At 74.0% G+C, this 24562-nt stretch carries 27 protein-coding genes; 17 read left to right on the top strand and 10 right to left on the bottom strand.

Going from position 1 to position 24562, the window contains the following annotated elements; all coding sequences use genetic code 11:
* The first annotated feature begins 220 nt into the window (after positions 1–220).
* The 3 genes from secA2 to ACQPYA_RS20265 all read left to right on the top strand — a co-directional run bounded on the left by secA2 (position 221) and on the right by ACQPYA_RS20265 (position 4015).
* Positions 221–2515, top strand: a complete 2295-nt coding sequence (gene secA2 / locus ACQPYA_RS20275) for an accessory Sec system translocase SecA2 (protein WP_433528675.1) — start codon at positions 221–223, stop codon at positions 2513–2515.
* Between the two features lie 214 nt (positions 2516–2729).
* Positions 2730–3470 (top strand): GAF and ANTAR domain-containing protein, encoded by a 741-nt coding sequence (locus tag ACQPYA_RS20270; protein WP_433528674.1) that lies wholly within the window; start codon positions 2730–2732, stop codon positions 3468–3470.
* A 74-nt stretch (positions 3471–3544) separates the two neighbouring features.
* The gene (locus ACQPYA_RS20265; RefSeq protein ID WP_433528673.1) at positions 3545–4015 is read left to right on the top strand and encodes a DUF2231 domain-containing protein; all 471 of its coding nucleotides are present in this window, start codon (positions 3545–3547) and stop codon (positions 4013–4015) included.
* Positions 4016–4070: 55 nt separating this feature from the next.
* On the opposite strand, the gene ACQPYA_RS20260 is transcribed toward ACQPYA_RS20265, so the two are convergent.
* Positions 4071–4463, bottom strand: coding sequence for an ankyrin repeat domain-containing protein (locus ACQPYA_RS20260; RefSeq protein WP_433528672.1), 393 nt, complete (start codon positions 4461–4463; stop codon positions 4071–4073).
* A 155-nt stretch (positions 4464–4618) separates the two neighbouring features.
* Between ACQPYA_RS20260 and ACQPYA_RS20255 the strand changes: the two genes are divergently transcribed.
* From ACQPYA_RS20255 to ACQPYA_RS20220, 8 genes are all read left to right on the top strand, one after another.
* Positions 4619–5080, top strand: a complete 462-nt coding sequence (locus ACQPYA_RS20255; protein ID WP_433528671.1) for a cysteine dioxygenase — start codon at positions 4619–4621, stop codon at positions 5078–5080.
* 74 nt (positions 5081–5154) lie between these two features.
* The gene (locus ACQPYA_RS20250) at positions 5155–5655 is read left to right on the top strand and encodes a rhodanese-like domain-containing protein (protein WP_433528670.1); all 501 of its coding nucleotides are present in this window, start codon (positions 5155–5157) and stop codon (positions 5653–5655) included.
* Positions 5656–5700: 45 nt separating this feature from the next.
* On the top strand, positions 5701–6225 hold the full coding sequence (locus ACQPYA_RS20245) for a winged helix-turn-helix domain-containing protein (RefSeq protein ID WP_433528669.1): 525 nt from the start codon (positions 5701–5703) through the stop codon (positions 6223–6225).
* Positions 6226–6603: 378 nt separating this feature from the next.
* The gene (locus tag ACQPYA_RS20240; protein ID WP_433528668.1) at positions 6604–7215 is read left to right on the top strand and encodes a winged helix-turn-helix domain-containing protein; all 612 of its coding nucleotides are present in this window, start codon (positions 6604–6606) and stop codon (positions 7213–7215) included.
* Between the two features lie 33 nt (positions 7216–7248).
* Positions 7249–7890, top strand: a complete 642-nt coding sequence (locus tag ACQPYA_RS20235; RefSeq protein ID WP_433528667.1) for a uridine kinase — start codon at positions 7249–7251, stop codon at positions 7888–7890.
* A 119-nt stretch (positions 7891–8009) separates the two neighbouring features.
* Positions 8010–8408 carry a TraR/DksA family transcriptional regulator gene (locus ACQPYA_RS20230; protein WP_433528666.1) on the top strand — a complete coding sequence of 133 codons (399 nt, stop codon included), beginning with the start codon at positions 8010–8012 and terminating at the stop codon, positions 8406–8408.
* Between the two features lie 49 nt (positions 8409–8457).
* Entirely contained in the window at positions 8458–9333 is an 876-nt protein-coding gene (locus ACQPYA_RS20225; protein WP_433528665.1) for a DUF72 domain-containing protein, read from the top strand.
* Between the two features lie 342 nt (positions 9334–9675).
* Positions 9676–10104 carry a DUF2267 domain-containing protein gene (locus ACQPYA_RS20220; RefSeq protein ID WP_433528664.1) on the top strand — a complete coding sequence of 143 codons (429 nt, stop codon included), beginning with the start codon at positions 9676–9678 and terminating at the stop codon, positions 10102–10104.
* A gap of 53 nt (positions 10105–10157) precedes the next feature.
* Here the strand turns inward: ACQPYA_RS20220 and ACQPYA_RS20215 are convergent, their stop codons facing one another.
* Complete coding sequence (locus ACQPYA_RS20215) at positions 10158–10895, bottom strand: PIG-L deacetylase family protein (RefSeq protein ID WP_433528663.1); 738 nt, start codon at positions 10893–10895, stop codon at positions 10158–10160.
* Positions 10896–11212: 317 nt separating this feature from the next.
* Here ACQPYA_RS20215 and ACQPYA_RS20210 point away from each other — a divergent pair, with 317 nt between their 5' ends.
* Entirely contained in the window at positions 11213–11518 is a 306-nt protein-coding gene (locus tag ACQPYA_RS20210) for a hypothetical protein (protein WP_433528662.1), read from the top strand.
* A 6-nt stretch (positions 11519–11524) separates the two neighbouring features.
* Positions 11525–12790, top strand: coding sequence for a cupin domain-containing protein (locus ACQPYA_RS20205; protein ID WP_433528661.1), 1266 nt, complete (start codon positions 11525–11527; stop codon positions 12788–12790).
* Here the strand turns inward: ACQPYA_RS20205 and ACQPYA_RS20200 are convergent.
* The 5 genes from ACQPYA_RS20200 to ACQPYA_RS20180 all read right to left on the bottom strand — a co-directional run bounded on the left by ACQPYA_RS20200 (position 12787) and on the right by ACQPYA_RS20180 (position 17875).
* Complete coding sequence (locus ACQPYA_RS20200) at positions 12787–13449, bottom strand: hypothetical protein (protein WP_433528660.1); 663 nt, start codon at positions 13447–13449, stop codon at positions 12787–12789. The genes ACQPYA_RS20205 and ACQPYA_RS20200 overlap by 4 nt on opposite strands.
* Complete coding sequence (locus tag ACQPYA_RS20195; protein ID WP_433528659.1) at positions 13446–16115, bottom strand: FtsK/SpoIIIE domain-containing protein; 2670 nt, start codon at positions 16113–16115, stop codon at positions 13446–13448. Before ACQPYA_RS20195 ends, ACQPYA_RS20200 begins: the two co-directional genes overlap by 4 nt.
* Positions 16108–17061 carry a hypothetical protein gene (locus ACQPYA_RS20190; RefSeq protein WP_433528658.1) on the bottom strand — a complete coding sequence of 318 codons (954 nt, stop codon included), beginning with the start codon at positions 17059–17061 and terminating at the stop codon, positions 16108–16110. The genes ACQPYA_RS20195 and ACQPYA_RS20190 overlap by 8 nt, the downstream gene beginning before the upstream one ends.
* 9 nt (positions 17062–17070) lie before the next feature.
* Positions 17071–17331, bottom strand: coding sequence for a hypothetical protein (locus ACQPYA_RS20185; RefSeq protein WP_131053345.1), 261 nt, complete (start codon positions 17329–17331; stop codon positions 17071–17073).
* A gap of 166 nt (positions 17332–17497) precedes the next feature.
* Positions 17498–17875: a hypothetical protein gene (locus ACQPYA_RS20180; protein WP_433528657.1), complete on the bottom strand. Its 378-nt coding sequence runs from the start codon at positions 17873–17875 to the stop codon at positions 17498–17500.
* Positions 17876–18028: 153 nt separating this feature from the next.
* On the opposite strand from ACQPYA_RS20180, the gene ACQPYA_RS20175 reads away from it, so the two are divergent.
* From ACQPYA_RS20175 to ACQPYA_RS20165, 3 genes are read left to right on the top strand one after another with little or no spacing between them, the layout of a single operon-like run.
* Entirely contained in the window at positions 18029–20584 is a 2556-nt protein-coding gene (locus ACQPYA_RS20175; protein WP_433528656.1) for an ATP-dependent Clp protease ATP-binding subunit, read from the top strand.
* Between the two features lie 14 nt (positions 20585–20598).
* The gene (locus ACQPYA_RS20170; protein ID WP_433528655.1) at positions 20599–20766 is read left to right on the top strand and encodes a hypothetical protein; all 168 of its coding nucleotides are present in this window, start codon (positions 20599–20601) and stop codon (positions 20764–20766) included.
* Positions 20766–21116, top strand: a complete 351-nt coding sequence (locus ACQPYA_RS20165) for a DUF3140 domain-containing protein (RefSeq protein ID WP_433528654.1) — start codon at positions 20766–20768, stop codon at positions 21114–21116. Before ACQPYA_RS20170 ends, ACQPYA_RS20165 begins: the two co-directional genes overlap by 1 nt.
* Positions 21117–21171: 55 nt before the next feature.
* Here the strand turns inward: ACQPYA_RS20165 and ACQPYA_RS20160 are convergent, their stop codons facing one another.
* The 3 genes from ACQPYA_RS20160 to ACQPYA_RS20150 all read right to left on the bottom strand — a co-directional run bounded on the left by ACQPYA_RS20160 (position 21172) and on the right by ACQPYA_RS20150 (position 23090).
* Positions 21172–21408, bottom strand: a complete 237-nt coding sequence (locus ACQPYA_RS20160) for a hypothetical protein (protein ID WP_433528653.1) — start codon at positions 21406–21408, stop codon at positions 21172–21174.
* Between the two features lie 19 nt (positions 21409–21427).
* A complete protein-coding gene (locus ACQPYA_RS20155; protein ID WP_433528652.1) occupies positions 21428–22426 on the bottom strand; it encodes a LysR family transcriptional regulator in 999 nt (332 codons plus the stop codon).
* A 64-nt stretch (positions 22427–22490) separates the two neighbouring features.
* Positions 22491–23090, bottom strand: coding sequence for a hemerythrin domain-containing protein (locus tag ACQPYA_RS20150; RefSeq protein ID WP_433528651.1), 600 nt, complete (start codon positions 23088–23090; stop codon positions 22491–22493).
* Positions 23091–23232: 142 nt separating this feature from the next.
* Here ACQPYA_RS20150 and ACQPYA_RS20145 point away from each other — a divergent pair, with 142 nt between their 5' ends.
* On the top strand, positions 23233–24561 hold the full coding sequence (locus ACQPYA_RS20145) for a M20/M25/M40 family metallo-hydrolase (RefSeq protein ID WP_433528650.1): 1329 nt from the start codon (positions 23233–23235) through the stop codon (positions 24559–24561).
* The last annotated feature ends 1 nt before the right edge of the window (position 24562 follow it).

Raw genomic sequence — 24562 nt, 5'->3', positions numbered from 1 at the left:
GCCGCGGTCATGTTCCCGGACGATGAACGTTTGGTTGCGCCCGGCCGGGGGAGACGCCGCGCGAGGCGGAAGGGCTGGTGTAGCCCGGGTGTGCCGGGCGGGACCGGTGGCTGCCGGCGGGGTCGACCGGCCCGGTGGACCGGGCGGCGGGGGCCGCGTGCGCGACGGCGCGCCGGACGGGCCGCCACAACCGGCCTCCGGTCGCGTACCGTTGCCGCTCATGGGTGTGTCGCAACGGTTGAAGACCAGGTTCCGCCGGTTCCTCCAGCGCCCGGGGACCACGGTCGACCTGGCCCCGCTGGAGAAGCTGCTGCCGGCCGTCGAGGCCCGCGAGGAGGAGATGTCGGCGCTCGACGACGCCGAACTCACCGAGGCGGCCGCCGCGGCGTCGAGCTACGAGGAGATCTGCGCGCTCGGTCGGGAGGCCGCCCGCCGCGGCCTCGACCAGCGGCCGTACGACGTCCAACTGCTCGGCGCGATGGCGCTGCTCTCCGGCAAGGTCGCCGAGATGGCCACCGGTGAGGGCAAGACGCTGACCGCCGCGATCGCCGCGTACGGGCACGTCCGGCTCGGCAACGGGCCGGTGCACGTGCTCACCGTCAACGACTACCTGGCGCGCCGCGACGCCCAGTGGATGGAGCCGGTCTACACCCTGCTCGGGCTCACCGTCGGGTGGGTCAACGAGGCGTCCACGCCGGTGGAGCGGCGCGCCGCGTACGGCTGCGACGTGACCTACGTCTCGGTCAGCGAGGCCGGCTTCGACTTCCTGCGCGACCAACTCGTGACCGACATCGCCGACCGGGTCCAGCGTCCGCTGCGCACCGCGATCGTCGACGAGGCCGACTCGATCCTGATCGACGAGGCCCGGGTGCCGATGGTCCTCGCCGGCTCGGTGCCCGGCGAGCAGGATCCGGTGCACGCCGCCGCCGCGCTCGTGCGCGGCCTGCGCAAGGGCAAGCACTTCACGGTCGCCGAGGACGGCCGCAGCGTGGCCTTCACCTCCGCCGGCCTGGCCGCCGTCGAGGCCAAGCTCGGCATCGACCTGTACGACGAGGAGAACGTCGAGCAGCTCTCCGCGGTGAACGTGGCGTTGCACGCGCAGGCCCTGCTGCACCGGGACGTGGACTACATCGTCCGGGACGGCACGGTCGAGCTGATCGACGAGATGCGCGGCCGGGTGGCCCAGCGCCGCCGCTGGCCCGACGGGCTCCAGGCGGCGGTCGAGGCCAAGGAGGGGCTGGACGCCACCGCCGAGGGTGAGGTGCTCGGCACCATCGCCGTGCAGGCGTACATCGGCCTCTACCCGAAGGTGTGCGGGATGACCGCGACCGCGGTGCTGGTCGGCGACCAGCTGCGGGAGTTCTTCCGCCTGGAGGTCGCGGTGATCCCGCCGAACACCCCGTGCGTTCGGGTGGACGAGCCGGACCGCATCTACGCCACCCGGGCGGAGAAGGACGAGGCGCTGATCGACGAGATCAAGCGCTGCCACGCCGACGGGCGGCCGGTGCTGGTCGGCACCCTGGACGTCAAGGAGTCCGAGCAGCTGGCGGCCGGGCTCAACGCCGCGGGCGTGGCCTGTGTGGTGCTCAACGCCAAGAACGACGACGAGGAGGCGGCGATCATCGCCGAGGCCGGCGCGTACGGCGCGGTGACCGTCTCCACCCAGATGGCCGGCCGGGGCGTGGACATCCGCCTCGGCGGCAGCGACCAGAGCGACCGGGATCGGGTGGCCGGGCTCGACGGCCTTTTCGTGATCGGCAGCGGCCGCAACGACAGCCGCCGGGTCGACGACCAGCTGCGCGGGCGGGCCGGCCGGCAGGGCGACCCGGGCGGGTCGGTCTTCTTCGTCAGCCTGGAGGACGACCTCGTCGTCCGGCACGCCGGTGACACCGTGCCGGCCTCGCCCCGGATGAACGCCGACGGCCTGGTCACCGACGCGCAGGTGGACTACGCCGTGGAGCACGCCCAGCGGGTCGCCGAAGGGGTCAACCACGAGATCCACCGCAACACCTGGCGCTACAGCGTGGTCATCGAGCAGCAGCGCAAGGCGCTCGCCGAGCGCCGGGAGCGGCTGCTGACCAGCGACATCGCGGCGCTGATGCTGCTGGACAAGCTGCCGGAGAAGGCCGGCGAGATGGACGAGGACCTGCTCGCCCGGGTGGCCCGGTCGATCGCGCTCTACCACCTCGACCGGCTCTGGGCCGGGCACCTGGCCGAGCTATCGGAGGTCCGTGAGGGCGTGCATTTGCGGGCCCTGGGCCGGCTCGACCCGCTCGACGAGTTCCACCGGGCCGCCGTGCCGGCGTTCACCGACCTGGTCCCGGAGATCGAGACCCGGACCCTTGCCACCTTCGCCGAGACCGAGTTCGACGAGGACTGGGAGCCGAACGAGGGCGAGCTGGTCCGGCCGAGCGCGACCTGGACGTACCTCGTGCACGACAACCCGTTCGGCTCCGAGCTGGACCGGCTGATCGCCTCGGTCGGTCGCCGGCTCGCCGGCGCCGGCTCCCGCTGAGTCGAGAGCGACCGGTAACAGGACCGGCGCTGTTGACGGTCTCGTTAAGCCGTGCGCGCCCCTCCCAGCGGTACCCGTACCCTGGGAGGGGCCCCGGTTTGCACCCGTTTCGACCGTTGTCGTCGCGGGTAGGAGGGCGGGTCCGTGCAACCACGCCGCCGCCGAGGAGGAGACAGGTGACGACACTGGCCGGGCGAACGGGGGCTGGGGGCCGGTGAACCTGGAGACCACTCCACCGCTGACGGAAACCCTCGGCGTACTGGAGACGGCGGCCCTGCTGCGCGAGCTGACCGCCGCTCTGATCGCCCTGGACGACTTCGACCAGGCGCTGTCCGCGCTGGTCACCACCACCCGGGACGCCGTGGCGGGGGTGAGCTGGTGCGGGTTCACCGCCCTGCGCGCCGGTGAACCGGCCGGGGTGGCCGCCTCCGACGCCCGGCTCAGTGGGCTGGACGACCTGCGGTACGGCCCGGACACCCCGGCGATGGACGCGATCCGGCGGCGGGAGATGGTCGGCGCCGAGGAGCTGGCCGCCGAGCCGCGTTGGCCGTCCTGGACGCCCCAGGCCCGCGAGCTGGGCGTACGCGGGGTGATCTCGGCTCCGGTGGACATCGACGACCAGGTGATCGGTGCGGTGAACCTCTACGCCGGCGAGCCCGACGCGCTGACCCCCGGCCACCAGCTGACCGCGATGCTCCTCGCCGAGCACGCCGGCCTGCTGCTGGCGGCGGTGCGCGACCGGGAGCGGCGGGCCGCGCTGACCGGCGAGCGGGACGCCTCCCTGCTCAACGACGGCGTCATCGGCCAGGCCGTCGGAGTGATCATGACGCAGCGCGGCTGCCCGGCCGCCGACGCCCTCGACGTGCTGCGCAGCGCCGCGTCCGCGCTGTCGATACCGCTGCGCGACGTGGCGGAGCGGTTGGTCAGCACGGTCTCCCGACCTCGGGACAACTGAGCGGGTCGTTTCGTCCGGCTGGCGGCCGGGTAGCACCCTGGACTGATGGGTTGATCCGACGCCAGGGGGAAGCGATGCAGAGCCGGCTGCGGGTGCAGGGGCACCCGATCCAACCGATGCTGGTGACGTTCCCGTACGGGCTCTTCGTCTGCGCCGCCATCTTCGATTTCGCCGATGTGGCCGGCGGCCCGGTCTTCCTCGGTGAGGTCGGCTACTGGACGGCGGTGGCCGCCCTGGTGGCGGCGGCGCTGACCGCGGTCGCCGGGATGGTCGACCTGTGGGACGTGCCGCCCGACCGCACCCGCCACACCGCGATCAGCTTCAACCTGGTCAACGCGGGCATGGCCGGGCTCTTCCTGCTCGCCTGCCTGATCCGGGCCGACGCCCCGAACCGGGGCGCGTCACCGGCGCTGCTCTTCACCGAGCTGGTCGCCCTCGCCGTCGGCGGGGTGGGCGTCCGTCTCGGCGCACGCCTCATCCGCCACTTCGAGGCCACCCCCCGCGAAACCCCCAACCTCCACATGCAAGGAAGGGCCCCCTATTAACGCCTGGTGTAGAGCTGGGGCCCCTTCTTAACACCCGCAACGGCGAGGGTCGTGTTCAGGCGCCGCGCAGCAGCGCGAGCATCTGGGGCCGGTCGAAGAAGTCGGCGGTGTCCATGGCGGACGGGTCGCCGTCGTCGGGGTCGGCGCCGGCGGCGAGCAGCGCGCGTACCGCCTCGCCGCAGCTGCGGAACACCGCCGCGGCCAGTGCCGTCTGCCCCCGGTCGTTGGTGCGCGTGTGGTCGGCGCCCCGGGCCAGCAGCGCGGTGACGGTCTCCGGATGGGCGTGGTAAGCCGCCAGGATCAGCAGGCTGTCGCCCCGCTCGTTGGTCAGGTTGACCGGCAGCCCCGCGTCGACGTACCCGGCCAGTTCCGTGGTCGCGCCGTCGCGCGCCAGGTCGAACATCCGGTGCGCGAACTCCAGGGTCTCGGCGTCGAGTTCCTCGCTCACTGGTTCAGGTTAGTGGGCCGCATGCCGGCGCTCGCGACCGCAGTCGATCTCGCCCGCACGCATCTCGTCCCATCATCCGAGATTACCTACTAACCCTATAGGGTTTACCGGCTAAGCTGGCGGCGAGACCAACCGTCGACCACCGTGAGGAACCCATGCCAGCCGTGCCCGTCACCGAGCCGGACCTGCTCGCCGTCGCCCGCCAGTGGGCCGCCGACCCCGCAAGCTGGCCGGTGCCGCTGCGCTTCGACCCCGCCAGCAGGTGGTACGCGCGGCTCGCCGCCGACGACGAGCACGAGGTGTGGGCGTTGAGCTGGCTGCCCGGCCAGGGCACCGACCTGCACGACCACGGCGGCTCCTCGGGGGCCTTCCTGGTCGCCGCGGGTGTCCTCACCGAGGAGACGGTCAGCGGCCACCGGCTGCGCCCGCACCTGCTCGCCGCCGGCTCCGGCCGTCGCTTCGGCCCCCGGCACGTGCACGTGGTGACCAACCGGCACGCCGAGCCGGCGGTCAGCGTCCACGTCTACCGCCCGGCCCTGCGCCGGATGACCCGCTATCACCTCGTGGCGGGCCGGCTGCTCGTCGCCGACGTGGCCGAGGCCGGCGTGGCATGGTGATCTTGTCAGGCCGTGGCGGCGCGCCCCACCCGGCCGACGCCCGGCGCGCCACCCGAACTTTCCGGAAGGAACCGATGATGTCGCAGACAGATTCCGCCGCCGCCCGCTGTCCGGCGCCGGTGCCGCCCCCGGGCTCTCGGGGGATCGACGAGATCCTGGCCGCCGCCCGGAGCCGGCTCGCCCGGCTCGATCCGGAGCAGGCCCACCTGGCGTACCGGACCGGTGCCCTGCTGGTCGACATCCGTCCCGCCGCGCAGCGGGCCGCGCACGGCACCGTGCCGGGTTCCCTCGCCGTCGAACGCAACGTGCTGGAGTGGCGCTTCGACCCGCGCTGTTCCGCCCGGCTGCCCCAGGCGGTCGGCTACGACCTGCCCGTGGTGATCATCTGCCAGGAGGGCTACACCTCGTCGCTGGCCGCCGCCGCCTTGCAGGACATCGGCCTGCACCGGGCCACCGACGTGATCGGCGGCTTCGCCGCCTGGCGGATCGCCGGCCTGCCCGTGCTCGGTCCGACCCCGCCGCCCCGACCGTCCATCCTCGCGCCCCCGGCGACCGCCGGCCAGGCGTCCCGCTGAACACCACGCCCCACCCGGCGTGGCGGTAGTCCCCAGGAGGCCACCATGTCCGTCGTCGCCATCAGCCCGCGTCAGCACCCGCCCGGCCGTACCAACCGGGCCCGGCTGGTACGGCAGCGCACCGGGCCGACCCTGACCATCACCGTCGACCTCGACTCGGGCACGGTGAGCCCCCGCCTGACCCGGCTGCTGGAACTGCTCGGCGAACTCGCCCAGTCGGGCGAGGGGCAGCTGTCGCCCGACGTCGCCGACCGGGCCACGGCGGAGCACCCCGCTGCCGTACGCATCCTCACCGGGCCGCGGACGGTACGCCAGGGCGACCGGGACGTCCCGCTGACCCGCATCGAGTACGACCTGCTGCTCTTCCTGGCGCAACGGCCTCGCCGGGTGTTCACCCGGCTCCAGCTGCTCAACTCGGTCTGGGGCTACGACCACGCGGTGGCCCGCACCGTCGACGTGCACGTCCGCCGGCTGCGCGCCAAGCTCGGCGCCGACACGCCGCTGCTGACCACCGTCCACGGTGTCGGATACCGCCTCGCCGACGACGCCCGGGTGGTCGTCGAAGGCTGAGCCGGCCGTGGCTGAACCCGGCCGTCCGGCGCGGTGTGTCCCGACGAGGGCACGCCGCGCCGTGCTGTCCCGTCAGCGTGACGGGTCACCTCCTGGGAGCGCGATCAGTCGACCTCGAAGGCGGTCCGGGCACCCGGTGGCGAGGTGCCCGAAAAGTAACGCGAAACTCGGACGGTGACCCCCGTATCAGGTCAACTTGGCGACTCTGCTGTAATCATCTGGCCTCGTACGCAGAGCGAGCAATCGGCTCCGATGTGTCGGTCAATTGTCACATTCATGCAACGCAGCCGCCCCTTGACCCTTGCACGGGCGCCGGGAAGCATCGATAAGGCGGCGTCCCGGGCCGTGGGGAGATACCCGGATCAGCCAAGGAGGACCATGTCGGTCAGCCCCGCTTCGTCGCGCGCAGGATGGCATACGTCCCAACCCGCGGTACCCGGTCGGCCCCCCGGCGGTCAGCGCCGTCCCACCAGCACCGCGGCCCCCGTCATCACGGTCACCTTCTCCATTCCGCTGGCCTGCGAGGAGTCGCTGACCCCGGCCGCGCGCCAACTGCTGGAGGCGGCACGGGAGATGCTGGAACGCGGCGAGGGCACCATTTCCAACGCCGGCCCGGCGCTGCCCGAGCGCCGCACCGAGACCGTCCCGGCCGGCCGGTCACCGGCCCGGCAGCTCGCCCCGACCATCCCCAGCCTGCACATCCTCGCCTCGTCCCGATCGGTGCTGCGCGACGGCGAGCCGCTGCCGCTGACCCGGCTGGAGTTCGACCTGCTGCTGCACCTGGTGGCGCATCCCCGCCGGGTCTTCACCCGGCTCCAGCTGCTCACCGCGGTCTGGGGCTACGAGCACGCGGGCGTGCGTACGGTGGACGTGCACGTGCGCCGGCTGCGCGGCAAGGTCGGGGTGGACGTCCCACTGGTCACCACCGTCTACGGTGTCGGCTACCGGCTGGCCGACGACGCCCGGGTCACCATCGACCGGACCGGCTGACCGGGTTCCGGCGGTCGCCGGCAGGATGGTCGGATGCGCGTGCGTCCGATCTCACCGCAGCGGCTGGTCGCCGAGCTGGCCGAGCGGCTCGCCGGCGCGACCCCGGCCGGGCGGCTGCGGGTCGCGGTGGACGGCGCCCCCGCCGCCGGCCCGGACGAGCTGGCCGCCGCCCTGATCGACCCGCTGCGGGCCCGGGGCCGCCCGGTGCTGCACGTACGGGCCGAGGACTTCCTGCGTCCCGCCTCGGTCCGCCTGGAACGGGGCCGGACCAATCCGGACGCGTACTACGAGGGCTGGGTCGACGAGGCCGGTCTGCGCCGCGAGGTGCTGGACCCGGCGGGGCCGGACGGGACCGGGCGGCTGCTGCCCTCGCTCTGGGACGTCCGGCTGGACCGGGCCAGCCGCGCCGCGTACGTCGAACTGCCGCCCGGCGGGGTGGTCCTGGTCAGCGGCGCGTTCCTGCTCGGCGGCGGCCTGCCGTTCGACGTCACCGTGCACCTGACGCTCTCCTCCGGCGCGCTGGGCCGGCGCACCGATCCCGAGCTGGCCTGGACGCTACCCGCGTTCGCCCGGTACGCCGACGAGGTCGCCCCGGCGAGCTTCGCCGATCTGGTGGTCCGCGCCGACGACCCGCGTCGTCCCGCGATCGTGGAATCCGGCGACGACCCGGTTTGACCCGCCACCGAGCTGGGTATCCGCGGGGCTCACAGCGCCCGGGGTGCACGCCCGTGGGCGGTATGACCGGGTGGGGACGGCCCCGCCCGCGACGACGAAGCCCAGGAAGGCAGGCAGCCATGCTCGTCCACGACACGGTCGGCACGGGCCGATCCCAGGCGGAGATCGACCAGATCCGACTCTCCCTGCAAGCCCGTCACGACGAGCTGTCCGAGGAGTACGAGCAGGCCGTGCAGCAGAGCCAGGTGCTGCGGCTGGTGGAGGTCGGCGACACCGCCGGCGACGACCAGGCCGACAGCGGCACCAAGACCGCCGAGCGGGACACCGCCCAGTCGCTGCTGCGTACCATCCTCGACCGGCGGGCCCAGTACGAGCACGCGTTGACGCGCCTGGCCGAGGGCACCTATGGCTTCTGCGAGGGCTGCTCCGCGCCCATTCCGGTGGAACGGCTGGAGATCTTCCCGTCGGCGACCACCTGCGTGGCCTGCAAGCAGACCCGCGAGCGCCGGGCAGCCTGAGCTGAGTCGCGCGGTTGCCGGTCGGTCCGGGACGAGGTGAACGTCACCCATGGGCGAGATCAGGGTGGGCACCGCATCCTGGACCGACCGGACCCTGCTGGACTCCGGTTGGTACCCGCAGAGCGCCGACACCCCGGAGCGGCGGCTGGCCTACTACGCGCGGCAGTTCCCGCTGGTCGAGGTCGACGCCACCTACTACGCGCCACCGGCCGAGCGCACGGCCCGGCTCTGGGCCGAGCGCACCCCCGCCGGCTTCACCTTCAACGTCAAGGCGTTCAGCCTGCTCACCGGCCACCCCACCAAGCTCACCGCGATCTACAGGGACCTGCGCCCGGAGACCGACAAGCGCAACCTCTATCCGGACGACCTGCCCCCGCAGGCGTACGAGGAGGTCTGGACCCGTTTCCTCAGCGCGCTCGACCCGCTGGTCGAGGCGGGCAAGCTCGGCGCGCTGCTGTTCCAGTTCCCGCCCTGGTTCACCATCCGGCGGGACAACAAGCAGTACCTGCTGGAGGTGGCCCGCCGCTGCGCGCCCCTGCGACCGGTCTTCGAGTTCCGGCACGCCTCCTGGTTCGACGGGGACAACGCCGGGGAGACGCTGGCCTTCCTCCGTGAGCACCGGCTGGCGTACGTCAGCGTGGACATGCCGCAGGGACACCGATCGTCGATACCGCCGGTGCTGGCCGCCACGTCCGACCTTGCCGTGGTCCGCTTCCACGGCCACAGCGACAAGTGGACCAGCCGCGACATCCACCAGAAGTTCGGTTACCACTACTCCGCGCGGGAGCTACGAGACTGGGCCCCCAAGCTGCGAGAACTGGCCGACGAGACGCAGCAGACCCATGTCCTGCTCAACAACTGCTACCGCGACTACGCCCAGACCAACGCCCAGCAACTCCAGGCCCTCCTCGCCGGCCTCCCCTGACCGCACCCTCCCTCTCTCACCCCACAACCCTCCGCCGGTGCTTCTCACCCGGTCGGGGTGAGGACGGCTCACCCCGGCGGTGCGGACGATGGTGGTGGCGCGGACGGCGGGCTGCCGATCATCCGCGCGAGGCGACACCACGGAGGTGGTTGGCGATGACGGCTCGGGTGACAGCGTCCCGTCGACGGGACGCGGTCCTGCATGTCGTCGGCGCGTCCGGCCAGGCCCGACGGGTCCCGCGCGCCGGACGGGCCAGCCCGATCCGGCCACGGCGTGGCCCGGCGGGCCCGCCGCGACGCCACGACGACCGACGGTGGGAGACCGACCTACGGGGGTGGACAGATGGCTGAGCAGTTCCAGTCGGCGGTCGAGTCCTCGGTGGACAAGACCAACCTGATTCTGAAGGACATCGAGCGGGCGTACGGGTGGCCGAAGGAACAGCGCAACCAGTCGTACGCGGCGCTGCGCACCGTGCTGCACCTGTTGCGCGACCGGCTGCCCGTGCAGGAGAGCGTGGAGTTCTCCGCCCAGTTGCCGATCCTCGTGCGGGGCATCTACTTCGACGGGTGGCAGCCGCAGGACGTGCCGATCAAGCTCAACCGGGACGACTTCCTCTACGAGGTGCGCCAGGGCTTCCCGTACGACGTGGCGGGCGGCCCGGAACGGGTGGTCCAGGTGGTGCTGGACACCCTGCGCCGGCACATCACCCAGGGCGAGTGGGACGACGTGAGGGACACCATGCCCGCCGACCTCGCCCGGATCATGCCCTGACCCCGCCACGTCACGGTCCCGCCCCACCCGCCGGTGGGGCGGGCCGAGCGGCTTCACCAGAGGTCGAAGTGGAACACCTCGAACGAGGTGCCGTAGCGCACGCCCAGCCGGCTCCCGACCGGGCGGGCCCCGCCCTCCAGGAACTCCTCGGCGTCGAAGCTGCCGTCACCCAATCCGGTCAGGTACGCCTGATGCGCCAGCAGCGACGCCACGCCGTGGGCGAAGGTGTCGGTGGTGTCCACCCCGTGCGCCGAGCGCGGCGAGGAGGCCGCCCACACCTGGCGTACGCCGCCCCACGGCTCGACATCGCCGGCCACCTGCTCCGGGAAGATCCACCGGTTGCCGGCGTCCCGGACCGCGTCCAGGGTGGCCCGGCCCACCGCGATGTGGTCGGCCTGGTTGAGTATGTCCGCCCCGTCCCAGGTCTCCCGGAAGTTGTTGGTGATGACGATCTCCGGCCGGTGCCGGCGCACCACGGCGGCCAGTTCGCGGCGGAGGGCGACGCCGTACTCCAGCACCCCGTCGGGCAGGCCGAGGAACTCGACGGTGTCCACGCCGACCAGGGCCGCTGACGCGCGCTGCTCCTGCTCGCGTACCTGGCGGGCCTGCGCGGGCGGCATCCCGTCGATGCCCGCCTCGCCGCTGGTCGCCAGGCAGTAGACCACCTGTTTGCCCTGCCCGGTCCAGCGGGCGATCGCGGCGGCGGCGCCGAACTCCAGGTCGTCCGGGTGCGCCACGATCGCCAGCGCGCGCTGCCACTCCTCGGTCACCGGCTCCAACGGCTCGGTCATCGGCACCTCCCCTGATCGCGTCCGTCCATCCTGTCACCCACCAGGGACGCCTGCCGGGTGTTGACCTCGACCATGGTTGAGCTTCGATGCTGCGCGGCTGACGGCGACGGCCGTCACCGCCGTCCTGCCGGTCAGCGGCTCGCCGGACGCCGAGCGCGACGCTGCCGGATGCGGTGACCGTGCCGGTTGGCACGCCGAACCGGGCATACGGGTCGGTTCGGACGTCTACCGTGGTTAGAGAAGATCGAGCCCGGGGTAACACCCACGGCACGACGCACCCGGCCGACGGCAGGGGCGGGTCCATCCGAGGGAGCACGATGCCACTCAACGACGACGACATGCAGACCACCACCGGCGGCGGGCTGGAAGGCCCGGCCGACGGCGGCGCGACCCCGGGCCAGCACGACGGTGGGGCCGACGGTAGCGCCGAGGGGCCGGCTGACGGGGGTGCCACCCCGGGCCAGCACGACGGTGGAGCCGACGGCAGTGCCGAGGGGCCGGCTGACGGGGGCGCCACCCCGGGCCAGCACGACGGTGGGGCCGACGGTAGCGCCGAGGGGCCGGCTGACGGGGGCGCGACCCCCGGCCAGCAGGACGGTGGGGCCGACGGCGGCGCCCGGTAACGCTCCATGACGCCTCTCGACCCGCCGGGCGGCGCTGGCCGTCCGGCGGTCCCGTCCGCCGTGGCGGCGTTGGCCCGGTGTGTCAGCGTGGAGCCGGCGAAGTTCGCCGCCGCCCACTGGGGACAGACGCCGCTGCTGTCCCGCGCCGCCGAGCTCGCCAACCCGGCCGGCTTCACCGACCTGCTCAGCCCCGCCGACGCCGACGAGCTGCTCAGCCGGCGTGGGCTGCGTACCCCCTTCCTGCGGGTGGCCAGGGACGGCCAGGTGCTGCCGGCGGCGCGCTACACCGGCGGCGGGGGCGCCGGCGCCGAGATCGGCGACCAGGTCCTCGACGAGAAGGTCCTGGAGCTGTACGCCGGCGGCGCCACTCTGGTCCTGCAGGGCCTGCACCGCAACTGGCCGGCGTTGATCGACTTCACCCGTGACCTGAGCCGGGCCGTCGGGCAACCGTTGCAGGTCAACGCCTACCTGACCCCGCCGGGCAGCCAGGGCTTCGCCACCCACTACGACACCCACGACGTCTTCGTGCTCCAGGTCGACGGTCGCAAGCACTGGCGCGTCCACCCGCCGGTGCTGCCCGACCCGCTGGAACGCCAGCCGTGGGGCGGGCGGGCCGACGAGGTCGCCGCCACCGCCGAGGGCCAGCCTGCCCTGGACGTGGTGCTCGAACCGGGCGACGTGCTCTACCTGCCCCGCGGGTGGCTGCACAGCGCCCAGGCGCAGGACTCCAGCTCGCTGCACCTGACCGTGGGCGTCCGCGCGTTGACCCGGTACGCGCTGGTCGAGGAGTTGCTGGCGCTGGCCGCCGAGGACCGGCGGCTGCGGGCCACCCTGCCGTTCGGCACCGACCTGGCCGACCCGGAGGCCGTCGAGCCGGAGCTGACCGAGACCGTCGAGGCGCTGCGCGACTGGCTGCTGCGGGCCGACCCGGCTGCGGTGGCGGCCCGGCTGCGGCAGCGCGCGTGGCCGGCGGCCCGCCCGGCGCCGATCCGGCCGCTCGCCCAGGCCGCCGCCATCGCCGCGCTGGACGCCGAGAGCCGGGTCACGCTCCGCCCCGGCCTCCGCTGGCAGCTCGCGCCGCAGGGCGACCGGGTCACGCTGCGCCTGTTCGACCGTACGATCACCCTGCCCGCGCAGTGCGAGCCCGCGCTGCGTGCCCTGCTCGCCGGAGCGCCCAGCCGGGTCGGCGACCTGCCCGGCCTCGACACCGACGCCGACCGCCTCACCCTCACCCGCCGCCTGCTCCGCGAAGCCGTCCTCGTTCCGGCCTAGGGCAGGGTCAGCAGGAGCAGGGTGGTGGTCAGGCCGGCGGCGATGACGATGAGCACGGGACGGGGGCTGAGGACGGCGTGCCGGCGGTCGGCGAGCAGCCGGGTCGGTATCAGGCCCAGCACCGGGCCGAGCAGCGTCACCACCAGTGCCAGCACCGGCAGGCCGACGGCCAGCTCGCCGTCGCTGCGGCCGGCCAGCGCGCGGGCGCCGGCGCCCAGCGCGTACGCCAGCACCGCCCCGGCCACCCCGTAGAGCGCCAGCAGCGGGTTCACGCTGCTCGGCAGCTCGCCCGGCTGCCGGGTACGGTGCAGCAGGTCCCGCGCGGCGTCCAGCAGCGACATCGGGTCACCGGTGGCGTCCGGCGCGGGCGCCGGGGGAGCGCCGGCCCGCCGCCCGCCGCCGCCCAGCCGGGCGTTCAGCTCCTGCCACAGCACCGCCACCTCGGCGTCCACCTGCTCCTGCGACTCGCGCGCCGCGACGACCTCCCGCTCGGCCCGGTTGACCTCGTCGGCGGATTCGGCCACCGCCCGCTCGGCCGCCGAGCACTGCTGCTCGTACCAGGCGCGTGCCTCCTCCCGCTGCTCGTGCACCCGCGCGGTCAGCTCGGCGAGCCGCCGGAGCTGTGCCGCGTACGTCTCGCTGGTCACCGGTTCGTTCATCGCGACGGTCCGTACGGGATGATGGTCTGCCCGGTGCGGTGCACCGCCCGGTCGAAGAACAGCCCCCGCCACGGCCGGGGATACCAGTCCGGCCCACCGGTGCTGGGGTAGAGCGACGAACCCAGCTCCCCGCCGTGGGTGTCCAGCGCCACCCAGGCGCCGATCTGGTCGGTGCGGGCGGCCGGCCCGCCCAGGTCGGCGCGCATCCGGGCCACCCCCCGCCACCAGGCCAGCACATGCGTGCGCCGCTCGGGGCCGTCGTGCAGGATCCGGCGCAGGTGCTCCAGTCCGGTGGATCGCCCGGCCCGCGAGGCGAGCGCGCCGGCCGCCGCGTCGACGGCGAAGAGCAGCAGGTAGTGCGGCGCTGCGGTGGCGCCCGGCCCACCGAGGCCCTCGGCGGTCTCGGCCATCAGCTCGGTCACCGTCTCCTCGTCGTACCAGGCGGCGTCGTCGGCGAGATCCTCGTAGAGCGCGCGGGCCGCCGGGTCGGAGTCCGGGTCCAGGCAGGCGATGGAGAACCGGGCGCTGCCCGGCCGGTGCTGCCGGGCCAACGACCGGGCCGCCGCGTCCAGCACCGCGCACGCCTCGTCGACCCGGGTGCCCAGCACGGCCAGGTTGCGTCCGGGGGCCCGGGGCAGCCGCAGCGCCGCCGAACGGGCCTGCACGTCGATGATCTCGCCGAGCAGCGCGACCGGGCCGCGCGGCGTGCCGACCTCCGGTGCCTGAAGGGCCCGGAAGTCCGGCGCGTCGGCCAGCCTCGGGATCGCGTCACCGTCGAAGAGCCGGGCCGGCGCGGCCTCGGCCGGGCGCATCCGCCACAGCCGGTTCTGCAACTCGCTCCAGGTCTCCCAGTCGCCGGCCGACGGGATCCGGGCCACCTCGTTGCCCTCCGGCAGGCCCGACTCGGCGTTGACCACCGCGTGGAACTTCGGCAACGACTGGGCGGCGTCGTTGCGCTCGGCGAGGATCCGCAGCGCCTTGGGCAGCGCGATCCGCAGGGTGAACTGGGCGACCAGCGCCGGCCGGCCCCACAGCGCCTCGATGCCGCGTACGTCCTGCGAGGCCAGCACCAGGTGGATGCCCTGCGAGCGGCCCCGCCGGGCCAGATCCTCCAGCAGGTCGGCCGCCTCCCGGGCCACCGCGTCCCGGCCGGCCAGCAGCATCTGGAACTCGTCGACCACCGCGACGATCCGCGGCCAGTGCCCGGTCGGGTCCACCGCGCGCAGCTCGGCCAGCTTGGTGACCTCGTGCTTCTTCGCCGCGTCGGCCCGCCGGCGCAGTTCCTCGGCGAGGAAGCGCAGCAACGCCAGGCCGAACTCGCGGTCGGTGTTGACGTTGATGCCGACCAGCCGCATGTGCGGCAGCCAGCTCGGGTCCCGCCGGCCCTGGGCGAACCGGGCGAAGGAGACCCCCTCCTTGAAGTCCAGCAGATAGAACTCCAGCTCCGCGGGGGAGTAGCGGGCCGCGAGGGCGCCGATCCAGGCGAAGATCAGGTTGGTCTTGCCGGTGCCGGAGGGGCCGCCGATCAGCGCGTGCGGCGGGTAGTCGCCGAGGGTGAGCAGCACCGGGCGGCCCTGCGGTCCCTCGCCGATCGGCGCGGTCAGCCCGGTCGCCGAGTCCTCCTGCCACATCCGCTCCGGCGGCGGCAGCAGGTCGGTGAACGGGGTGGGCGCCGGGCCGGCGCTGACCACCGAGGCGATGTCCCGGCAGGTCTCGGTGACCAGGGCGGCCGGTGGCGGCGGGTCGAGGCGTACCGGCAGGGTGCCGACCAGGGCGCCGTCGGGGGTGACCACCATCCGGGTGACCGTCGGGTCGTCGGGCAGCGGCACGCCCCACACGATCAGGTGTACCCCGCAGGCGGCGCCGGCCCGGACCACCCGGTCGAGCTGGCCGCGCTCGTGCCGGGACAGCTCCTCCCCGCCGAGCAGCACCGCCACCCGCCACGGCTCCGGCCGGCGGCCGGTCGCGGCGGCCAGGTCGCGCAGCGAGGCGTGCTCGCCGGCGAGGACGGTCTCGTTGATCCGCCGGATCTGCTCCACCAGGTCGTCCAGCAGCCGGCCCAGGCCACCCGGGCCGACGAAGGTGAGCAGCCCGGCCGTGCCCAGCGGAGCGAACCCGGCCAGGCCGCCACCGAGCCGGTCCGGGTCGTAGCCGACCAGCCGCACCGCGCCCGGCGTGGCCCGGCCGAGACCGCGCAGCAGCAACGCCGACACCACCGCCGCGCAGCCCTCCGCGTCCCCGTCGAGCGCCACGTGCCCGCCGTCGAGCAGCGCCACCAGCGCCGGCACCGGCTCGGCATCGGGCAGCCGTACCGTGCCGACACGGGTCGCGCCGGGCGGCTCGGCCCGGTCCGCCGGGGTGGGCCGCCACACCGGCCACTCCGCCGAACCCGCGCCGGGCGCCTCCCGGGTGGCGGCTCCGGCCGCCCGCCGGGCCAGCTCCGCGAGCCGCGACGCGTGCCGGGCCTCGATCTCGGTGAGGCGCTTGTCGCGTTCGGCGCCCACCCGCTCCGGTACGCCGGCGGCGGCCCGGCGCACCCGCACCGACCGCTCCCGCGCGGTGGCCAGCGCCGCGTGTGCCGCCGCCGACCGGGTGCGGGACGCGCCAAGGGCCTCGGCGAGCAGCTCCCGGACCCGGTCGACCAGCTGGCTGCGCCGGTCAGCCATCGATCCCGTGCCCCGGCCGGCCGGTCCCGTTGCGGGATCCACCGCCCGTGTTAGGAGGGGGCCCCTCTACTACGCCAGGCGTTAACAGGGGGCCCTTCCTTTCATCTGGGAAATCGCGGTCGAGGCGGTGGAGGAGGACGCCGGTGAGGATGGCGGCGGTGATCGCCGGGTCGGCGGCGTGCGGTTGCTCGCCGTCGCCGCGGCGGGGCGGTGGCATCCGGCAGACCCGGGTGAGCAGCGTGTCCAGCACCGGGGCGGGCAGGCCGGGCAGCAGGTCCCGGACCCGGCCGTCCAGCTCGCGGCGCAGCCGGGCCAGGTCGTCGCCGCGCGGCGGATGGCCGAGCAGCTCACCGGCGAGGTCGCGCAGCAGGGGCGGGGCCACCGCCGCCAGGCCCAACCCGACGTCGGCGTGTGCGCCGCGCAGGTCGCGGTGCAGCCGGTCGCGGTCGCCGGCGCGGACTCCGCGGACCACCCGGCGCAGCAGCTCCTGGGAGTCGGCGATCCGCTCGTCGGGTTGCTCGGCGCCCTCCCGCCCGCCGGTCAGCTCCGCCACCCGCACCGACCACCAGCGGCGCAACCGGACCGCACCGGCGGGCTCCGGCGCGGCGGCGGCCTCCGGCTCGGTGCCCCGGGGCGCGTCGTGCGCCGGCCGGTCGTCGCGCCCGCCGGCGGGCGGCGGCGCGGCGCCGTCGGGCGCCAGCCCGATCGCGGCAAGGTACGAGGTCAACTGCTCCTGGGCCACCCGCAGCGCGTACCCGGCGGTCTCGGCGTGCTCGGTGGCGGCGGAGAGCTCCGGCACCCCCATCGGGTCGGCCGACTCCTGGCGCACCCAGCGCAGCCGCTCGGTGGCCAGCCCGAACCTCTCCAGCGCCTGCGCCAGCAGGCCCAGCGGCAGCTCCTCGGCGGCGGCCCGGACCTGCGCGCCGACATCCTCGACGATGGACACCCCCGGCCCCTACAGCGTCGCGACGTACTGCTGGGCCTGCTCGACCGCGACGAGCGTCGCGGCGAGGCACTCCTCCAACTCCTGGCTGGCCTGGGTCAATGACGCCTGTGCCGCCTCGACGGTGGTGTGGCCGCTGCCCTCCAGCGCGCCCGCGAGGGTCTGTTGCGCCTCGGCCAGTTTCTCGCCGGCGGCCTGCACGGCGCTCTGGCCGTCACCGATCTGCTGAAGCGCGACATCGATGGCTGCCTTGAGCTCGGCGACGCTCGCCACGCGGAACCTCCTGGGGGCGGGGAGGACTCCATTAGAGCCTATGCCGGTCGGGGAACGAACATGCGCCCTGTCAGTGTTCCTGCCTCGCTGACCGGTTGTCGACCGGAGGCGCCGCGAGTCCGATTCGTGGGACCCGCGGTCGGAAGATCACTTAGCGCCACCAGGGTCAGTGCCGCAGCCAACGTGGACCGTGCACCTCCGCGCCGAGGGCGACGACCCGCTCCCGCAGCGCCCGGTCGGCGGTGACCACCAGCCGCCGTCGGCCGGCGGCCCCGGCGACGAGGTCGACCACGGCGTCGTCACCGGAACCGGCGGCGGAGACCACCCGCACACCGTCGACCCCGGGGACGTGCCGGGCGGCGCCCTCCACCACCAGCACCAGCTCGACCGGCGGGGGCAGGTCCGGCGGCACCCCGCGCCCGCCCAACGGCACCAGGGTGTCCCGGAGCCGGGCGGTGGCCCCGGCGCGGTCCCGCCACCAGCCGTCCGGGCGGGATCCCACCACGTTGGCGGCATCCACGATGAGCAGTGGTGTTCGATCCATCCGCCCAGCGTGCCATCCCGCCTCCCGATCCGCCCGACGCCCACGCCGCGGCCGTCCCGCAGGTGGCGCGCCGGTGCCGGGCGGGGGAGTTTGTCCGGCCGATGGCGGGGTAGCCCGTGCCGACCGTCTCGCGCCCGACCGCGGAGGACAGACATGATTGGACCCGGCGACTTCGGCTCCGACCCGTGGGACGAGTTCCTGGCCCGGTACTTCGGTCGGGGCGAGGGCGGACGCCGGCCGGCGCACCGGGTCGACATCACCCGGCTGATGACCGCCGACGCCCGGGAGATGCTGGCCGACGCCGCGCGCCGGGCGGCCCAGAAGAAGAGCAACGACCTGGACACCGACCACCTGCTGTGGGCGGCGTTGCAGCGCGAGCAGCTGCGTGATCTGGTACGCAGAGCCGGCGCGGATCCGGACACCCTGGTCAACGCGTTGGGCGGGCGGGGCGACGGCGCCCCGCACGGCGAGGTCCCGCCGAATCTGTCGCTCACCCCGGCGGCCAAGCGGGCGCTGCTCGACGCCCATCAGCTCTCCCGGGCGATGGGCGCGAACTACATCGGCCCCGAGCACATCCTGATGGCGCTGCCGCTGAACCCCGAGTCGCCGGCCGGCCGGATGCTCGCCGCCGGCCGGATCCAGCCGGAGTCGTTGCAGGCCGCCAACGCCGAGCGCGGACCGGGCGCCACCCCACGGCTGGACCGGGGTACGCCCACGCTCGACCAGTACGGCCAGGACCTCACCGAGCTGGCCCGCAACGACCAGATCGACCCGGTGATCGGGCGCGCCGACGAGATCGAGCAGGCGGTGGAGATCCTGTCCCGGCGTACCAAGAACAACCCGGTGCTGATCGGTGAGGCCGGCGTCGGCAAGACCGCGATCGTGGAGGGCCTGGCCGAGCGGATCTGCGACGGCGACGTGCCGCAGACGCTGATCGGCAAGCGGGTGATCCAGCTCGACCTGGCCGGGCTGGTCGCCGGCACCCGCTACCGGGGCGACTTCGAGGAGCGGCTCAAGAAGGTGATCGACGAGATCCGGGCGCACCGGGAGGAGCTGATCATCTTCCTGGACGAGATCCACACGCTGGTCGGCGCCGGCGGCGCGGGCAGCGAGGGCGGCATGGACGCGTCCAACATGCTCAAGCCGGCGCTGGCCCGCGGCGAGCTGAGAGTGATCGGCGCGACCACCCTCGACGAGTACCGCCGCAGCATCGAGAAGGACGCCGCGCTGGCCCGGCGGTTCCAGCCGGTCTTCGTGCCCGAGCCCACGGTCGAGGACACCGTGGCCATCCTGCGTGGCCTGCGGGACCGCTACGAGGCCCATCATCAGGTGCGCTTCACCGACGAGGCGCTGGTCGCCGCCGCCGAACTCTCCGACCGGTACCTCACCGACCGCTACCTGCCGGACAAGGCGATCGACCTGATCGACCAGGCCGGCGCCCGGGTGCGGCTGCGCACCCGCACCCCCGCCGCCGACGTGCGGGATCTGGAGCAGCGGCTCGACGAGGTACGCCGGGACAAGGAGCAGGCGGTCGCCGACGAGCAGTACGAACGCGCCTCCACGCTGCGCGACCAGGTCTCCGAGTTGGAGGGTCAGGTCAGCCGGGCCCGGGGCGACGACGGCAGCGGCACCCAGGTGCCCGAGGTGGGGCCGGACGAGATCGCCGAGGTGGTCTCCCGGGCCACCGGCATCCCGGCCAGCCAGCTCACCGAGGAGGAGCGGGACCGGCTGCTGCGGCTGGAGGGCCACCTGCACGAGAAGGTCGTCGGGCAGGACGACGCGGTCAGCGCGGTGGCCGAGGCGGTGCGCCGCTCCCGTACCGGGCTGGCCGACCCGAACCGCCCGATGGGCAGCTTCCTCTTCCTCGGCCCCACCGGGGTCGGCAAGACCGAGTTGGGTCGGGCGTTGGCCGAGGCGCTCTTCGGTGAGGCCGACCGGATGGTCCGGGTGGACATGAGCGAGTTCCAGGAGCGGCACACGGTCAGCCGGCTGGTCGGCGCGCCACCGGGCTACGTCGGGTACGAGGAGGCCGGCCAGCTCACCGAGGCGGTGCGCCGCCGCCCGTACGCGGTGGTGCTGCTCGACGAGATCGAGAAGGCCCATCCCGACGTGTTCAACATCCTGTTGCAGGTGCTCGACGACGGGCGGCTCACCGACAGCCAGGGCCGGACGGTCAACTTCAAGAACACCGTTCTGATCATGACGAGCAACCTCGGCTCGGAGCTGATCACCGGCAGCCAACGCGCGGTCGGCTTCGGCACCGGCGCGCCCGGCACCGAGCAGGAAAGTGACGAGCTGCGGGAACGGTTGATGCGCCGGCTACAGGAGAACTTCCGGCCGGAGTTCCTGAACCGGATCGACGAGGTGATCATTTTCCGTCGGCTGGAGGCCGAGCAGCTACGGCAGATCACCGAGCTGCTGCTGGAGGAGACCCGTCGCCGGCTGCACGCCCAGGACATCGAGGTGGACTTCACCACCGCCGGCACCGACTGGCTCGCCGAGCACGGCTACCAGCCGGAGTTCGGCGCCCGGCCGCTGCGCCGGGTCATCCAGCGCGAGGTGGACAACCAGCTGTCCCGGATGCTGCTGCAACAGCAGCTCTCCTCCGGCCAGCGGGTCACCGTCGACGCCCGGGACGGGCAGCTCACCTTCGACGTGACGGCCGGCGCGCGGGGCCACGCCGCGGCCACGACCTCGCATCCCCGCTGACCGGAAGGGCATCGATGACCGAACCGGAGGAGACCCGGGACGACGACGAACGCAGCGACCCGATCCTGGCCCCGCCGACGGCGAACCCCGCGCGGGTGCAGGTGCCGCCGGAGGGCCTGGGCGGGCAGACCGACGAGGGGCGCCCGGAGGGGTCCGGGTCGCCGCCCGGAGAGGAGGCCTGATGGTACGCGAGCAGCGACTCGACCCCGAGGTGGAAGTGCTGTGGGACGACTTCCACGTCGAGGTCAACGTGCCGTCCGAGCAGCTGCGGCAGTGGCTGCTGACCCGGGGTTCCGGCGAGGAGGCGTTCGGCCCGGATCCGGACCTGGACCTGCCGGAACCGGGCCGGCAGATCCTGGCCGTGCTGCGCAAGCGCAAGGTCGACCTGACGCCCGAGGACGTCGAGGTGATGCGCGACGCCATCGACCGGATCCGGTCGCTGAGCGCGGCGAAGCCGAGCCGCGGCAACGCCGACGACGAGTGGCGGCACTCCCTGCTCGACCTCGGCCACGACGTGCTCGTCGAACGCTGACACCGGCCATGGCCCCGGCACCTGCGACGGTGCCGGGGTCACGTGTGCCATCGGTCTACTCGGTCTCCAGGCTGGCCATGGCCAGGCCGGCGGTCTCCGCGACGGCCTGCCGGTCGGCGCGGGTCTGTTCCTCGCGGCTGAGCAGCGCGGCGTACTCGGTCAGGTCGGCCGGGTCGGGCACCTCCGGCAACCGGCGCAGGAAGGCTTCCACCTCCCGGACGGCGGCGGTGTGCGCGGCGGCCGCCTGGCGCAGGAGTTCACGGTCGTCGGCGGCGGGATAGAGGTCGGTCATGCCCGCCCATTACCCGCGCTCAGGCGGTTCGCACCACCCGGCCGGCGGCCGCGACCGCGGGGCGCCGCACCCCGAACGTGGGGTTGCGCAGCAGCCAGGCCAGGTACGTCGGGTGCGGGGCGAGGGCGTCGGTGTACGCCGCCAGGGCCGTCTCCAGCACCAGGTCGGCCATCCGGGCGGCGGGGGATTCCGGATGCCAGCCCAGCATCAGCCGCCAGCGCAGCGGTGCGCCCACCAACCGTCGGGTCACCAGGCCCGCCACCGGGCGGAAGGTGGCCTGGCAGAGCGCCACCGCCTCACCGGCGTCCACCAGGTCGATGCAGCTGCGCACGTCGGCCTCGTACACCTTGCGGGGGGTGAAGCCGGCCCGCGCGCAGGCGGCGGCGAAACAGTCGCCGAAGCAGCCGTCTCCCGGCGCCGCCACCCACTGCGTGTGCCGCAGGTCGGCCAGGGCCACCTCGTCCCGCGCGGCCAGCGGGTGGGACTCCGGCAGCAGCACCATCACCGGGTCGACGGCGACCTCCTGCCAGCTCAGCCCGTAGTCCGCCGACGGGGTCGAGTCCCCGCAGACCCCGGTCAGCGCGTAGTCCAGCCGCCCGCCGGTGACCAGTTGGGCCAGCTCGTCGACCGACCAGGAGGCGTACGTGGTGATCTGCGCCTGCGGGTGTTCGGCGGCGAGCCGGTGCACCAGCCGACCCAGGATCGGGCTGTTGACCCCACCGAACCGGTACCGGCGGGGGGTGTCCCCGGCCCCGGCCAGGCGGGCCGCCTCGTCCTGTAGGCCCTTCATGGCCGGCAGCAGCACCCGGGCCCGGGCGAGCACCAGCTCGCCGAGGGCGGTGGGCCGGGCGCCGCGCCGGTCCCGATCGAACAGCGGCCCGCCGAGGGTGCGTTCGATGCGCTGGAGCTGGGCGGTCAGCGCCGGCTGGGCCAGGCCGAGCGTCGAGGCCGCCTTGGTCACGCTCCCCGTCTCCGCGATGGCGCAGACCACCCGCAGGTGGCGCAACTCCAGATTCATAACGTGACGGTAGGGCCACGGAGCAGCCGGCGGAAGGGCCCGGACGGATCAACGACCTTGACTCTCAGCGCGGCGGCGGCTCGGTCAGCTCGCTGAGTTGGGTGTGCCGGCCGGTGACCGCGTCCCGGACCTTGTCCACCAGGCCGACCGCCGGCTCGATGATCCGGTTCCACGGCGGGGTGTGCGGGACACGCAGATGCGGACGGGTCGGCGCGGCCTCCTCGGCGATCTCCAGCCGGTTCCCGAGCCGGATCAGCTCCTCCTCGGTGGCGGCGGCACAGAGCCGGTCGACCAGCGCGTCGACCGCCACCACGTGTGCCTCGACCAGGCGGGCCACCACGGCCAGTTGGCCGTCGGTCAGCCCGCGCAGCGCCATCAGCAGGGCGGCGTCACCGGCCAGCACCTCACCGACCGGCCCGTCGGCGTCGGTCAGGGCCTGGCGGATGGCGGGCAGCAGGTACTGCTCCTCGGCCGACAGGTGCCGGGACAACGCGGCGACGAGGATCTCCCGGCCGTGCGCGGGATCCGGCTCCGGCCCGGTCAGCCGCCGGGTCAGCTCCAGCAGTTGCTGGTGCTCGTCGGCGATGGTGGCGGCGATGCTGCGCCCGGCGGGCTGGTATCCGTCGCCGGGCGTGGGCGGCAGCGGCGGCAGGTGGACGGACATGGTCCTCCTCGACTGGCGGGCAGAGCGACGACGATCGGGTCGCGCGCGACAGTACCCGTACCCGTCCGGACCGAAACCGGCACCTCGGGCGAGCCGCACCCGGCCTGCGCACGGCTGCCCGGCCGGCTGGTATGAAGGGCTGATGACGAGCGACGCCCACCCCGCCCTCCCCGCGCCGACGGACGAGGTCGTCGACCTCTGCCGGGACCTGCTGCGCATCGACACCACGAACACGGGCGACAACGCGACCAGCGCCGGGGAACGCCGCGCCGCCGAGTACGTCGCGGAGAAACTGGCCGAGGTGGGCATCGCACCGGTGCTCCACGAGTCCGCCCCCGGGCGGGCCAACGTGGTCGCCCGGATCCCCGGCACCGACCCGAGCCGGGGCGCGCTGCTGGTGCACGGCCACCTCGACGTCGTACCGGCCGACGCCGACGAGTGGTCGGTGCACCCCTTCTCCGGTGAGCTGCGCGACGGCTACCTGTGGGGGCGGGGCGCCATCGACATGAAGGACTTCGACGCGATGGTCCTCGCGGTGGTGCGGCACTGGCAGCGCAGCGGCGTCCGCCCGGCGCGCGACATCGTGCTCGCGTACACCGCCGACGAGGAGGCGGGCAGCGAGTACGGCGCGCACTTCCTGGCCACCCGGCACCGGGAGCTCTTCGACGGCTGCACCGAGGGCATCGGCGAGGTCGGCGGCTTCTCGTACACGGTGGACGAGTCGCGGCGGCTCTACCTGATCGAGACCGCGCAGAAGGGCATCGACTGGCTGCGGCTGCACGCCCGCGGCCGGCCCGGGCACGGCTCGATGCTGCACGACGACAACGCGGTCACCGCGCTCGCCGAGGCGGTGGCCCGGATCGGCCGGCACCGCTTCCCGGTGGTGGTCACCGACACCGTACGCGCCTTCCTCGAAGAGGTCTCCGAGGTGCTCGGCATCGAGCTGGACCCGGAGGACCCGGAGGCCGCCATCGCCAAGCTCGGCCCGATCGCCAACATCATCGGCGCCACCATCCGCAACACCGCCAACCCCACCCGGCTCGACGCCGGCTACAAGGACAACGTCATCCCCGGCCGGGCCACCGCCACCATCGACTGCCGCAGCCTGCCCGGGCAGTCCGAGCTGCTGGAGCGGCAGCTGCGCGAGCTGGTCGGCCCGGACATCGCCATCGAGTACGTGCAGCGCCAGCCGGCGTTGGAGACCACCTTCGACGGTGACCTGGTCGAGGCGATGTCCGCCGCGCTGCGGGCCGAGGACCCGGGGGCGCGACCGGTGCCGTACATGCTCTCCGGCGGCACCGACGCCAAGGCGTTCGCCCAGCTCGGCATCAGGTGTTTCGGGTTCGCGCCGCTGCGACTGCCGGCCGACCTGAACTTCTCCGCGTTGTTCCATGGCATCGACGAGCGGGTTCCGGTGGACGGACTACAGTTCGGCGTGCGGGTTCTCGACCGGTTCCTGCGTACTTCCTGAA

This window comes from Micromonospora sp. CA-263727 (assembly GCF_050942455.1).
GTDB lineage: Bacteria > Actinomycetota > Actinomycetes > Mycobacteriales > Micromonosporaceae > Micromonospora.
Note: the sequence above shows the minus strand (reverse complement) of the source record. Positions and strands in the feature narration are given on the sequence as shown.

Coding starts and splice junctions, on each gene's coding strand:
- secA2 (WP_433528675.1), top strand. CDS start 221: ATGGGTGTGTCGCAACGGTTGAAGACCAGGTTCCGCCGGTTCCTCCAG.
- ACQPYA_RS20265 (WP_433528673.1), top strand. CDS start 3,545: ATGCAGAGCCGGCTGCGGGTGCAGGGGCACCCGATCCAACCGATGCTG.
- ACQPYA_RS20255 (WP_433528671.1), top strand. CDS start 4,619: ATGCCAGCCGTGCCCGTCACCGAGCCGGACCTGCTCGCCGTCGCCCGC.
- ACQPYA_RS20250 (WP_433528670.1), top strand. CDS start 5,155: ATGATGTCGCAGACAGATTCCGCCGCCGCCCGCTGTCCGGCGCCGGTG.
- ACQPYA_RS20245 (WP_433528669.1), top strand. CDS start 5,701: ATGTCCGTCGTCGCCATCAGCCCGCGTCAGCACCCGCCCGGCCGTACC.
- ACQPYA_RS20240 (WP_433528668.1), top strand. CDS start 6,604: ATGTCGGTCAGCCCCGCTTCGTCGCGCGCAGGATGGCATACGTCCCAA.
- ACQPYA_RS20235 (WP_433528667.1), top strand. CDS start 7,249: ATGCGCGTGCGTCCGATCTCACCGCAGCGGCTGGTCGCCGAGCTGGCC.
- ACQPYA_RS20230 (WP_433528666.1), top strand. CDS start 8,010: ATGCTCGTCCACGACACGGTCGGCACGGGCCGATCCCAGGCGGAGATC.
- ACQPYA_RS20225 (WP_433528665.1), top strand. CDS start 8,458: ATGGGCGAGATCAGGGTGGGCACCGCATCCTGGACCGACCGGACCCTG.
- ACQPYA_RS20220 (WP_433528664.1), top strand. CDS start 9,676: ATGGCTGAGCAGTTCCAGTCGGCGGTCGAGTCCTCGGTGGACAAGACC.
- ACQPYA_RS20215 (WP_433528663.1), bottom strand. CDS start 10,895: ATGACCGAGCCGTTGGAGCCGGTGACCGAGGAGTGGCAGCGCGCGCTG.
- ACQPYA_RS20210 (WP_433528662.1), top strand. CDS start 11,213: ATGCCACTCAACGACGACGACATGCAGACCACCACCGGCGGCGGGCTG.
- ACQPYA_RS20205 (WP_433528661.1), top strand. CDS start 11,525: ATGACGCCTCTCGACCCGCCGGGCGGCGCTGGCCGTCCGGCGGTCCCG.
- ACQPYA_RS20200 (WP_433528660.1), bottom strand. CDS start 13,449: ATGAACGAACCGGTGACCAGCGAGACGTACGCGGCACAGCTCCGGCGG.
- ACQPYA_RS20195 (WP_433528659.1), bottom strand. CDS start 16,115: ATGGCTGACCGGCGCAGCCAGCTGGTCGACCGGGTCCGGGAGCTGCTC.
- ACQPYA_RS20180 (WP_433528657.1), bottom strand. CDS start 17,875: ATGGATCGAACACCACTGCTCATCGTGGATGCCGCCAACGTGGTGGGA.
- ACQPYA_RS20175 (WP_433528656.1), top strand. CDS start 18,029: ATGATTGGACCCGGCGACTTCGGCTCCGACCCGTGGGACGAGTTCCTG.
- ACQPYA_RS20170 (WP_433528655.1), top strand. CDS start 20,599: ATGACCGAACCGGAGGAGACCCGGGACGACGACGAACGCAGCGACCCG.
- ACQPYA_RS20165 (WP_433528654.1), top strand. CDS start 20,766: ATGGTACGCGAGCAGCGACTCGACCCCGAGGTGGAAGTGCTGTGGGAC.
- ACQPYA_RS20160 (WP_433528653.1), bottom strand. CDS start 21,408: ATGACCGACCTCTATCCCGCCGCCGACGACCGTGAACTCCTGCGCCAG.
- ACQPYA_RS20155 (WP_433528652.1), bottom strand. CDS start 22,426: ATGAATCTGGAGTTGCGCCACCTGCGGGTGGTCTGCGCCATCGCGGAG.
- ACQPYA_RS20150 (WP_433528651.1), bottom strand. CDS start 23,090: ATGTCCGTCCACCTGCCGCCGCTGCCGCCCACGCCCGGCGACGGATAC.
- ACQPYA_RS20145 (WP_433528650.1), top strand. CDS start 23,233: ATGACGAGCGACGCCCACCCCGCCCTCCCCGCGCCGACGGACGAGGTC.